The 10703-nt window shown below is 72.8% G+C and carries 12 protein-coding genes; 6 read left to right on the plus strand and 6 right to left on the minus strand.

Annotation, left to right across the window (positions count from 1 at the left end):
• The first annotated feature begins 115 nt into the window (after positions 1-115).
• Positions 116-505 carry a hypothetical protein gene (locus AB1K56_RS12975; RefSeq protein WP_136588100.1) on the plus strand — a complete coding sequence of 130 codons (390 nt, stop codon included), beginning with the start codon at positions 116-118 and terminating at the stop codon, positions 503-505.
• A 55-nt stretch (positions 506-560) separates the two neighbouring features.
• Here the strand turns inward: AB1K56_RS12975 and AB1K56_RS12980 are convergent, their stop codons facing one another.
• From AB1K56_RS12980 to AB1K56_RS12990, 3 genes are read right to left on the minus strand one after another with little or no spacing between them, the layout of a single operon-like run.
• On the minus strand, positions 561-1379 hold the full coding sequence (locus AB1K56_RS12980; RefSeq protein ID WP_371205984.1) for a TSUP family transporter: 819 nt from the start codon (positions 1377-1379) through the stop codon (positions 561-563).
• A 45-nt stretch (positions 1380-1424) separates the two neighbouring features.
• Positions 1425-2243, minus strand: coding sequence for an ABC transporter permease (locus AB1K56_RS12985; protein WP_371205985.1), 819 nt, complete (start codon positions 2241-2243; stop codon positions 1425-1427).
• Positions 2240-3583: an ABC transporter ATP-binding protein gene (locus AB1K56_RS12990; protein ID WP_371205986.1), complete on the minus strand. Its 1344-nt coding sequence runs from the start codon at positions 3581-3583 to the stop codon at positions 2240-2242. The genes AB1K56_RS12985 and AB1K56_RS12990 overlap by 4 nt, the downstream gene beginning before the upstream one ends.
• An 88-nt stretch (positions 3584-3671) precedes the next feature.
• On the opposite strand from AB1K56_RS12990, the gene AB1K56_RS12995 reads away from it, so the two are divergent.
• From AB1K56_RS12995 to AB1K56_RS13015, 5 genes are all read left to right on the plus strand, one after another.
• On the plus strand, positions 3672-4736 hold the full coding sequence (locus tag AB1K56_RS12995; RefSeq protein WP_371205987.1) for an enoyl-CoA hydratase/isomerase family protein: 1065 nt from the start codon (positions 3672-3674) through the stop codon (positions 4734-4736).
• A 34-nt stretch (positions 4737-4770) separates the two neighbouring features.
• Positions 4771-5640: an LssY C-terminal domain-containing protein gene (locus tag AB1K56_RS13000; protein ID WP_371205988.1), complete on the plus strand. Its 870-nt coding sequence runs from the start codon at positions 4771-4773 to the stop codon at positions 5638-5640.
• Positions 5637-6191: a hypothetical protein gene (locus tag AB1K56_RS13005; protein ID WP_371205989.1), complete on the plus strand. Its 555-nt coding sequence runs from the start codon at positions 5637-5639 to the stop codon at positions 6189-6191. Before AB1K56_RS13000 ends, AB1K56_RS13005 begins: the two co-directional genes overlap by 4 nt.
• Positions 6192-6317: 126 nt before the next feature.
• Positions 6318-7250 (plus strand): DnaJ domain-containing protein, encoded by a 933-nt coding sequence (locus AB1K56_RS13010; protein ID WP_371205990.1) that lies wholly within the window; start codon positions 6318-6320, stop codon positions 7248-7250.
• Positions 7251-7289: 39 nt separating this feature from the next.
• A complete protein-coding gene (locus AB1K56_RS13015) occupies positions 7290-7472 on the plus strand; it encodes a DUF5302 domain-containing protein (RefSeq protein ID WP_371205991.1) in 183 nt (60 codons plus the stop codon).
• An 85-nt stretch (positions 7473-7557) separates the two neighbouring features.
• On the opposite strand, the gene thiD is transcribed toward AB1K56_RS13015, so the two are convergent.
• The 3 genes from thiD to thiM are packed head-to-tail and all read right to left on the minus strand — an operon-like array spanning position 7558 to position 10549.
• Positions 7558-9018: a bifunctional hydroxymethylpyrimidine kinase/phosphomethylpyrimidine kinase gene (gene thiD / locus AB1K56_RS13020; RefSeq protein ID WP_371205992.1), complete on the minus strand. Its 1461-nt coding sequence runs from the start codon at positions 9016-9018 to the stop codon at positions 7558-7560.
• A 56-nt stretch (positions 9019-9074) separates the two neighbouring features.
• Positions 9075-9722: a thiamine phosphate synthase gene (thiE, locus tag AB1K56_RS13025; protein ID WP_371205993.1), complete on the minus strand. Its 648-nt coding sequence runs from the start codon at positions 9720-9722 to the stop codon at positions 9075-9077.
• A complete protein-coding gene (gene thiM, locus AB1K56_RS13030; protein WP_371205994.1) occupies positions 9719-10549 on the minus strand; it encodes a hydroxyethylthiazole kinase in 831 nt (276 codons plus the stop codon). The genes thiE and thiM overlap by 4 nt, the downstream gene beginning before the upstream one ends.
• Positions 10550-10703 lie beyond the last annotated feature (154 nt).

The following is a 10703-nucleotide window of genomic DNA, read 5'->3' on the forward strand; positions in this document are numbered from 1 at the left end:
CTGCATGGCGGCTGCATGGCGGCTGCGAGCGGCGTTCCCTCGCGCGACCGGATCGTTGCGCTCCCGTGAGGTGGGAGGCGGATCGGCCCGCGGCGACGCTGGCAGGATGGAAGGCATGGTGACCCTGCTGCTCGATTCGACGCAGCTCGAGGTCGTGCTCTCGCCGACCGAGCGGGCTCTGTCGTTCCGCAAGACCAACATCGTCGTGCCCCGCGAGCACATCGACCGGGTGCAGTTGACCGACGACGCGTGGACCTGGATCCGCGGAGTGCCGAACCCCGGCATCAACCTGCCCGTGGCGGTCGGCGCGGGCACCTGGAAGTCCGCCGGCGGCAACGACTTCGTCATCATCCGCGGGCGCAAGCCCAGCGTGGTCGTCGACCTCGCCGGTCACGACGAGTTCGAGCGGCTCGTGCTCACCACCAAGCACGGCGTGGCCCTGGTCAAGGCGCTGCGTCTCGACGTGGCATCCGAGCCCGAAGACGTCGCCGACATCGTCGCCTGAGAGACCCCGTTGGCTGTCGCGCGATGCGCGGCGAGCGCCGCGACCGGCGCTCCGCTCAGCCCGCGAACTGCGCCACGGTGTCCCACGCGAGCTTGACGATCAGGATCGACAGGGTCACGAGGAACACGATCCGCACGAAACCGCTGCCACGGCGCGTGGCCATGTGCGCGCCGATGAACCCGCCGGTGATGTTCATCACCGCCATCGCGAGGCCCAGCGCGAGGAGGATCTCGCCGTGGACGCCGTAGACCACGAGGGCCGCGAGGTTGGTGGTGAGGTTCGCGATCTTGGCGTTCACGCTGGCCTGCAGGAAGCCGTAGCCCAGCACGCCCACGATGAGGATGACGAAGAACGACCCCGTGCCGGGCCCCAGGATGCCGTCGTAGAACCCGACCAGCAGACCGATCGCCCCCGCCCGCCAGGCGACGGCGGCGCGGGAGTCGTGGCGCGGTGCGTGCTCGAGGCCCATCTTCGGTTTGAACAGGGTGTACAGCGCCACGGCCACGACGGCCACCAGCACGATCGGGGTGAGCACCTCGCGCGGGACGAACCGCGACAGGGCCGCTCCGGCGGTCGAGCCCCCGTACGCTCCCGCCACCAGGGGGATCAGCAGCACGAGCTGCACCCGGATGCGGCGGAGGTAGACCCCGCTGGCCGAGAGGGTCCCGAAGAAGGACGACAGCTTGTTGGTGCCGAGGATGAACGGCGTCGCGACGTCTCTCGGCACGCCGATCACCAGCGCGGGGAGCTGGATCAGCCCGCCCCCGCCGACCACGGCGTCGACCCAGCCGGCGACGCCCGCGGCGACCAGCAGCAGGACGAGGGCGCCCACCGAGACGGGGAGCCACTCGGCGATCACCGGTCCATCGAGCACGATTGATTCTCGCCGCTGCGATCGACGGCGGCAAAAACCGCCGGGTCAGTCGATGTCGCGTCGCCAGGTGGTGAGCAGGCCGATCGCGAGCAGCACCACCGCGTAGCCGAGCAGCACGAGGCCGCCCGCCCACCACTCGAGGGTGCCGCCGCCGGCCGTTCCCATCGCGCCGAAGATCGTCTGCCCGACGAGGGCGTCGCTCGCGGCGCTCGGGAACCACTTCACGACCTCGCCGAAGCCCTCGACGACCCCGCCCACGGTGCGGATGATCGGCTCGATGAACAGCGTCACGGCGAGGACGATGACGATCGCGGCGACCTGGTTGCGCACGACCGTGCCGACGCCGATGCCGACCACCGCCCACAGCGCGAAGGCCAGCAGCATCCGGCCCACGAGCACCCAGGTGTCGGAGGAGGTCAGCGCGGTGTCGATGCCGAAGATGCTCAGCACCCCCGCCCCGGTCGCGATCGCGGCGAGGGAGCCCAGGATGCCGTAGAGCACGCCGACCAGGATGCCGACGGCGAACTTGCCCAGCAGCACGACGCCGCGCCGAGGGGTCGACAGGAAGGTCGGGGTCAGCGTCTTGTGGCGGAACTCGGTGGTGACCATGAGGGTTCCCACGAGGAGGGGGAAGACGTATCCCACCGCCGACGCCGAGCTGTAGATGAGCGGGGGCACTCCCTCGGCCGCCAGGGCCGGACCCGACGCTCCGGTGAGCCGGCCCGAGGCGACGCCGCCGAAGACGAAGGCGAGCACGCCCGCGGTGAAGGCGACGTAGACGATGAGGACGATGCCCAGCACCCACCACCCGGCGGTGGTGAACTGCTTCGTGTACTCGGAGCGCGTGGCGGCGAGCAGCGTCATCGCGAGACCTCCTGCTCGGCGCGGACGTGGTGGTCGGGGCGAGCCTCGTCGCGTGGCTCTTCGTCGCGCTGCTCCTCGTCGGGCGCGGCGCCCGTGGGAACGGCGCCCCCGGGAACGATGTCGATGACACCCGTGGAGGCCACGGCGTACGAGGGGCGCGGGCCGGCGTCGCGTGCGTCGGGCGCGGGCGACGACTCCCGCGCGGCGGGGGTGCCCCGGGTCGCGGCGGGGGCGATCACGGCGACGAGGGCCGTCGAGGGGCGGGGCTCGTCGACCACCCGATCCGCGGCGACGGGCGGGGCCATCGGCGCGGCGGTGGACGCCGGCTCCTCGTCGGACGCCGTCGGTGCGGGTGTCGGCGGGGTCGCGGCATCCGTCGTCTGCTCGTCCGCCGGGGCCACGGCGGCGGCCGCTTCCGGTGCCGCTCCTCCCGCGCTCGCGTGCACGCGCACGCCGCTGACGAGCTCGAGGAAGATGTCTTCGAGGCTCGCGCCCTTGCTCTGCAGGTTCGACAGCGCGATGCCGGAGTCGGCCGCGAGGGCGCCGATCTCGACCGGCTCGTGGTGACGGATCGTGAAGCCGTTGCGCAGCAGCTGGTAGTCGATGCCGCGCTCGTCGAGCAGTCGCGACAGCGCCGCGCGGTCGGGGGAGTCGACCACGGTCGCGTACTCGTCGGGGTCGGCGAGGTCTTCGATGCCGCCCTGGAACACCAGGCGGCCGCGCGAGATGATCAGCAGCGCGTCGACGGTCTGCTGCACCTCGGCGAGCAGGTGCGAGGAGATGAGCACCGTGCGTCCCTCTTCGGCGAGGTGGCGCAGGAGCGAGCGCATCCAGCGGATGCCCTCCGGGTCGAGGCCGTTCGACGGTTCGTCGAGCACCAGGACGCCCGGGTCGCCGAGCAGGGCCGTGGCGAGTCCGAGGCGCTGGCGCATGCCGAGGGAGAAGCCGCCGACGCGGCGTCCGGCCACGTCGGCCAGGCCGACGAGCCCCAGCACGTGGTCGATGCGGGACGTGGGCAGGCCCGCCGCGCGCGCGTAGACCTTGAGGTGGTTCGCGGCAGAACGGCCGGGGTGGAAGCTCGACGCCTCGAGCGCCGCGCCCACCGTCTGCAGCGGGGAGTCGAGCTCGGCGAAGGACCGGCCCCCGATGGTCGCCCTGCCCGACGTGGGGCGGACGAGTCCGAGGAGCATGCGCAGCGAGGTCGTCTTGCCGGCCCCGTTGGGACCGAGGAAGCCCGTGACCTGACCCGGCTCGATGCGGGCCGAGAGATCGTCGACCGCCGAGACCGCTCCGAAGCGTTTGGTGAGTCCGGCGAACTCCAGCACCTGTCCGTCGGGCATCCGACACCTCTCGTTCGGCGGGCGTTTGCGTCCATCCTCCCCGATCCGAGGCCGAAAACGCATCTCGGCGCGTGTGTAACGTGGCACCGTGCACGCACAACGAACCGAGAACGACAGCGTCCTCGTGGGCGGCCGACGCGGCCTCGGCCACCTCACCCTCAACCGGCCCCGGGCGATCAACGCCCTCGACCTCGACATGATCCGTGCGCTGAACATCACGCTCGACCGCTGGGAACGCGACACCGACGTCGACGTCATCCTGCTCGACGGCGCCGGGGAGCGCGGGTTCTGCGCGGGCGGCGACGTGCGGGCCCTGCACGAGATGGTCACGGGCGGTCGCGTCGACGAGGTGCACGCCTTCTTCCGCGAGGAGTACGCCCTCGACCACCGCATCGCCACCTCGCGCAAGCCCGTCATCGCCATCGCCGACGGCGTCTGCATGGGCGGGGGCATCGGTCTCGCCGGCCACGCCGCGATCCGCATCGTCACCGACCGCTCGCGCCTGGCCATGCCCGAGACGCGCATCGGCTTCACCCCCGACGTGGGCGGTTCGTGGCTGCTCGCCCGGGCTCCGGGCCGGCTCGGCGAGTACCTGGCCCTGACGGCGGGGACGATGGATGCCGCTGACGCGCTGTACGCGGGTTTCGCCGACCACATGGTGCCCACCGCCCATCTCGAGGCGCTGTACGAAGCGCTCGAGAACCGCGCCGACCCCTCGAGCCCGACCGAGCTGGTGCTGCTGTTCGATGAGAGCCCGGAGCCCTCGCGGCTCGAGGTGGCGCGGGAGTGGGTCGACGACGCCTTCGCCGCCGACGATGTCCCGGCGATCATCGACCGCCTGCGGGCTCGGCCCGAGCCCGAGGCGCACGAGACCGCCGACCTTCTCGCCGCGTCGGCGCCCACCGCGCTCGCGGTGACGCTCGAGGCCGTGCGCCGGGCGCGCGCGCTGCCGTCGCTGCGGGCGGCGCTCGCCCAAGAGTACGGTCTCGTGCTCTGGTTCGCCTTCACGCAGCCCGACCTCGTCGAGGGCATCCGCGCGCAGGTCGTCGACAAGGACCGTTCGCCGCGCTGGTCGCCCGCCCGATGGGACGAGCTGCCCGCCGATCGCGTGGCCGCGGCCTTCGCGTACGAGCCGGAGCCGGCGCTGTGGTGACCGGTCCGGGGTCGACGGCGGGAGCGATCCGGCCATGACCCCGCCGCGGCGCCGCTGGTCGTTCGGTCGAGCCCTCGACGGGTTCTTCTTCGTCTTCGCCGGTCTCGCCGCGATCTGGCTCGCGTACCTGAGCTTCACGCAGTCGTTCTCGCTCGGCTGGGGCGGAGTGGTCATGGCGGTCGCCTTCTGGCTGCTGCTCGCCTACCTCGTGCTGCCCCGCCTGCATCGCATCCTGACCGCGATCTACGTCCCCGATTACTTCATGGGCCGCACGCGCACCTCCGACGGGCTGCTGGGCGATCCGGTCAACCTCGCCTTCCTCGGCGAGCGGGAGCAGGTCGAGGCGGTGATGGCGGGGGCCGGGTGGATCCCCGCCGATCCGGTCACGCTGCGCTCGTCGTGGCGCATCGTCACCTCGACGCTGCGACGCCGCAGCTACCCGCGCGCCCCGGTGAGCCCCCTGCTGCTCTTCGGGCGCGTGCAGGACCTCGCCTACCAGCAGGAGGTCGCCGGCTCGCCCGCGCAGCGCCATCACGTGCGCCTGTGGAGATGCCCCGACGGGTGGCTGCTGCCCGGCGGGCGTCGCGTCGACTGGCTCGCCGCGGGGACCTTCGACCGCGCGGTGGGGCTGTCGCTGTTCACCCTGCAGGTGACGCACCGTATCGACGCCGACACCGACATCGAACGCGACCACATCGTCTCGACCCTCGAGCCGCTGCCCGGGGTCGCCGTCGACGTGATCCGCGACTTCTCCACGGGCTATCACGCCCGCAACGGTGGCGGCGACAGCATCTCGACCGACGGCGATCTGCCGATCGTCGACGTGCGCGGAGCGGATGTCCGGGAGTCGGGGGAGACGGCGGATGCCGCGCCCCGCCCGCGCCGGAACGGGGAGGGCGAATGAGCCTGCGGCATCCGGACGAACGGCATCCGGACAAGAGGGCGGCGTTCGAACCCCTCGCCGCGCCGATCGCGGCGGATCCCGCGATGCCGCGCCCCGTCACCACGCTCGCGGGCGGGGTGCTCGTACTCCTGCGCGCGGTCACGGCGCTCGCGTGGGGCCTCACGGTCGTGATCGACGTGCCGCCGTGGGTGCATTCCCTCGCGGCGCTCGCGACCGGCGAGCTCGACGTGCCCTCGTCGGCCGCCGACTACGACGTGAGCGATGCGGTCTTCTTCGCGCTCGTCGCGACCGTCGCGGTGGTGCAGCTCGTGTTCGGCATCCTGGTGCTCCGGGGGAGCAACGCGGCCCGCGTGATCGTGATGATCTCGTCGACCCTGACGATCCTCGCGTCGTTCGCGGCGTGGTGGGACGGGTCGTCCGACATCACGATCCGCACGACGCTCATCACCCTGGCGCTCGACATCCTCGTGCTGCTGGCGCTGTCGAGCCGCAGCGCCGCCGCGTGGGCCCGCCGCGGCGATCGACGGCGGCGACGGCGACGGCGACGGTGACGGTAGGGGCGAGAGCGGCGCGGGGACTGTGCGCCCTCAGCGAAGGCACGGCTGATTCCGGTCGGCGTACAGACACCGGCGGCTAGCCTGGAATCGCCGCGCCCCGCGGCGGAACGGAAGACGCACGTGTTCGACAGTCCCATGTCGTCCTCGGCATACGAGGTGCTCCGCGTCGCGGCCGACATCGACGACGACGGCCTGCGTCGCGCCTACCGGGTGCGCCTGCGCGAGACCCATCCCGACACCGGCGGCGACGCCGCCCTGTTCGTGCAGGTGCAGCGGGCGTGGGAGCTGGTCGGAACGCCCGAGGCGCGCAGCGCCTACGATCGCGGCCACGGAACGGCGGCGGCGTCCCACGACTGGGGCGGGGCGCCGTCGGCATCCGCCCCCTCTCGTCCGGCCGATACGCGCCCGCGCGCTCGCTCGCACGGGCAGCCCGGGGGCTGGCGTCGCGAGCGCTACCTCGGCCTCATCCGCGAGTGGGTGGGCCGCGGCGTCGACGTCGCCGACCCGTACGATCCGGCGCTCGTGCGCTCGGCGCCGCCCGAGATCCGGCACATCCTCGCCGACGCGCTCGCCGAGGAGGAGACCGCGCGTCTGGTGTCCGAACTCGGCATGGGGTACACCGTGTGGCACGACGTGTTCGCCGACCGCGACGGCATCGACCCGGAGCAGAAGATCGATCATCTCGTGCTCGGCCCGAGCGGCCTCTACGCGATGCTGAGCGAGGACTTCGGCGGTCCGGTGGGCGTGCGCCGCGGCGAGATCACCGGCCCGAACGTGATCGGAGCCCCCGTGACCGAGCTCGTCTCGCGCGCCCGGGTGGTGGCTCGCGCCGCCGGAGTGCGGTTCAGCGGAGCGATCGTCGTGCTTCCCGACGACGACGTCTCCGACGCGATCACCGAGCTCGGCAAGGTGCGCGGTACCCCCGTCGCCCTGGTCACGCGCAGTGCGCTGACCACTCTGCTGCGCCGCGGCATCACGGACGCACGCGAGGTCGGCGGCACCGAGCTGTTCGACATCCGGACGCGCCTGCAGCAGCGCGTGCGGCACGTCTGAGCGCTGGCCGTCGTCCGTCGGCGTGCCTAGGGTGGGGGCATGAGTTCCGACGAGACCTCGGATGCCGCGGCATCCGACGAGATGAAGCGCAAGTTCAAAGAGGCTCTCGCGAAGAAGAACGGTCAGCAGCGGTCCGGTCAGGCGCACCTCGACGGTCACTCCGCCGTGCAGGGCACGCACGCCGCCGTGACGAAGCGCGAGTTCCGCCGCAAGAGCGGCTGATCCTCCACCGCCGCGCGAGTCGCCGGGAATCGTCGCCTCCGGCCCGTCCGAAGCGACGGATCATGGCGACTCGCGCGCGGTGAGGTCAGCGCAGCGGCGCCTCGAAGAACTCCAGCTCCAGGGCCATCGACCGGTCATAGGCGGTGGCCATCGCGGCGCGCTCGGCGGGGGATGCCGCCCGGGCTGCCGCATCGGCGATCGTCGAGGCCTCTCGTGACGACGCCGCGAACGCCTCGTCCGCGTAGGCGGTGAGCCAGTCGGCGTAGGCGTGGTCGGCGTCGAACGTGCCGCGCAGTCGTGCGCCGATGTCGGTGTACAGCACGAAGCACGGGAGGATCGCCGCCACGAGCACCGCGTACGATCCCGCGGCCGACGCGGCGAGCAGGTGGGCGGTGTAGTCGAGGGTGGATGCCGCGGGTGCCAGCCCCGTGGGATCGACGTGCGACTCGTGCAGAGCCGCCTCCTCGGCGAGGCACGACACCGACGCCGCGGCCCAGAACCGCTGCTCCGCGACCGTGGGCGCGAGGGCCGCGGCCCGTGCGAGCACGCGGGCGTACTCGCGCAGGTACAGCAGGTCCTGACCGAGGTACCAGGTGAACGCGGCGCGCGGGAGGGTGCCGGATGCCAGGCCCCGGACGAACGCGCAGGCGTCGACCCGCGCGCGGGTCGGTGCCGCGGCATCCCATCGGGCGGCGCTCCACGACGGGGCGAGGTCGATGTGCGGTCGCAGTTCGTGCAGGTGGTCGATGGGGCCGTTGCCGCGGCCCACGTGCAGGGCCTCGGCGTGCTCGAGGGCGCCCGTCAGCCAGGCCTTGGCGCGTTCGAGGGCCTCGGACCAGGTCAGTCCGTGGGCGGCGAGGGTCGCCATCGCAGACGACAGCGAGCAGCCGGTGCCGTGCGTGTGGCGCGTGTCGACGCGGCGGCCGGCGACCGCGTGCACCCCGCTCGCATCGACGACGGCATCCGGGCTGTGCGCGCCGTCGAGGTGGCCGCCCTTGAGCAGGACGGTCGTGTCGGCGCGCGCGGCGAGGAGCTGCGCCTGGGCGACGGCGGCGTCCCAGGTCGTCGCCCGGGGCTGCGCCACCAGCACGGCGAGCTCGGGGAGGTTCGGGGTGACGAGATCCGCGCGGTGGCAGAGGGCGCGCACGGCCTCCTCGGCCTCGGGATCGAGCAGGCGGTCGCCGCTCGTGGCGACCATCACCGGATCGAGCACGACAATCGGCGGCTGCACCTCGACCAGCCACGCCTCGACGTGCGCCACGACCTGCGCGGAGCCCAGCATCCCGATCTTCACGGCGTCGATCTCGACGTCGTCGCTGACCGCGCGCAGTTGCGCGTCGAGGAACGCCGTCGGCGGCACGTGCACCTCGCGCACGCCGAGGGTGTTCTGGGCGACGAGGGCCGTGACGACCGCCATGCCATACCCGCCGAACGCGGCGATCGCCTTGAGGTCGGCCTGCACCCCGGCGCCACCGGTGGGGTCGGTGCCGGCGATGCTCAACACGCGCGGGCTGACGCCTCTGCTGCTCGTGTCGTGGCTGCTCATGCTCTGGCTGCTCGTGTCTCGGCTGCTCGAGTCCCCGCCGCGCGTGCCCGGGCCGTTCATGCCCCGGCCGCCCAGGCGGAGCGGAGGTCACGGACGACGGCGCCGGGATCGTCGGCACCGCACACGGCGGACACGACGGCGACTCCAGCCGCCCCCGCCTGTCGCAGAGCGGCGACGTCGTCGACACCGATCCCGCCGATCGCGACGCAGGGCAGGGGCGTGGAGGCCGCGAGGGTTGCGAATCCGTCGACGCCGAGCGGTTGCGGGTGGTCAGGCTTGGTGGCGGTGGCGCGGATCACGCCGACGCCGAGGTAGTCGACCGTGCCGGCGGACAGCGACGCGGCCGCCGCGAGATGGGCGGGCGTGTTCGCCGTCCACCCGACCAGGGCGTCCGGCCCGAGGAGCGCGCGGGCGACGTCGACCGGCAGGTCGCTCTGACCCAGATGGATGCCGTCGACCCTCGCTCCGCGGTCGCGGGCGGCGAGCACGACGTCGAGGCGGTCGTCGACGACGAACGCGCACCGTCCGGCGACGACATCGGCCAGGTCGAGGGCGCGGGCGAAGAGCTCGCCACCCGTGGCGACCTTGTCGCGCAGCTGCACCACGGTCACACCTGCGGCGACGGCGTCGTCGACGATGTCGCGCAGTTGCGCGAAGGGCACGCGGTGGTCGGTGACCAGGTGCAGCGCGAGGTCCCGGCTCATCGCGCGGTCCCCGCGCCCTCGGCACTGGTTCGTTCCGTCCGGATGTCGACCGACCGCAGATCGGTCGGTTCGAGCGCGGCCAGCTCGTCGAGGAAGGCGACGGCGAACGACCCCGGACCGCGGGAGACGGATGCCGCCCGCTCCGACGCGATCGCCCAGACCGCGCTCGCGGTGATCGCCGCGTCGAACGGCGTGGTCACCGCGGAGAGGGCCGCCATCGCCGCTCCGAGCGCGCATCCGCCGCCGGTGACCCGGGTGAGCAGGACGCTGCCGCCGGTGACGCGCGCGGTGCGGTCGGCATCCACGATGAGGTCGACCTCGCCCGACACGGCGACGGTGGCGCCCGTCGCGCGGGCCAGGGTGCGGGCCGCGTCGAGAGCGTCGTCGGGGGAGTCGGTGGTATCGACTCCGCGGCCACCGGCACCCGCTCCGGCGAGGGCGAGGATCTCGGAGGCGTTGCCGCGGATGATCGACGGACGTGCGGCGAGCAGGTCCCTCGCGAGCGCGGTGCGGACCGGCAGGGCGCCGACGGCGACCGGATCGAGCACCCACGGCGTGCCCGCGCCCACGGCCTCGCGGGCGGCATCCCGCTGCTCGGCGGTGGGGGTGCCCAGGTTCACCAGCACTCCGCCCGCGATGCCCGCGAACAGGCCGGCCTCGCCGGGGATGTCGCACATCGCGGGGGCGGCGCCGAGGGCGAGCAGCGCGTTGGCGGTGAAGTTCGTCACCACCGCGTTCGTGATGCACTGCGTGAGCGGCGCGGTTCGGCGCAGGGCCTCGAGGCTCTCGGCGGGGGTGGACGGAGACGACGACGTGCGAACGACCATTCGCGACATCCCTTCGCTAGTACGAACTAGATGTGATGTCCAGGGACGTTGTTTCGGCGACACGGCTATGAGGAGCTAAAAAGCGAGGGCCTCCGGTTGTGAAGTGGAGCTGTTGAGTTCAACCGCTTCACGAACCAGGAGGCCCTCATGTCCC

It is taken from the genome of Microbacterium sp. BWR-S6Y (assembly GCF_041379845.1).
GTDB lineage: Bacteria > Actinomycetota > Actinomycetes > Actinomycetales > Microbacteriaceae > Microbacterium > Microbacterium hydrothermale.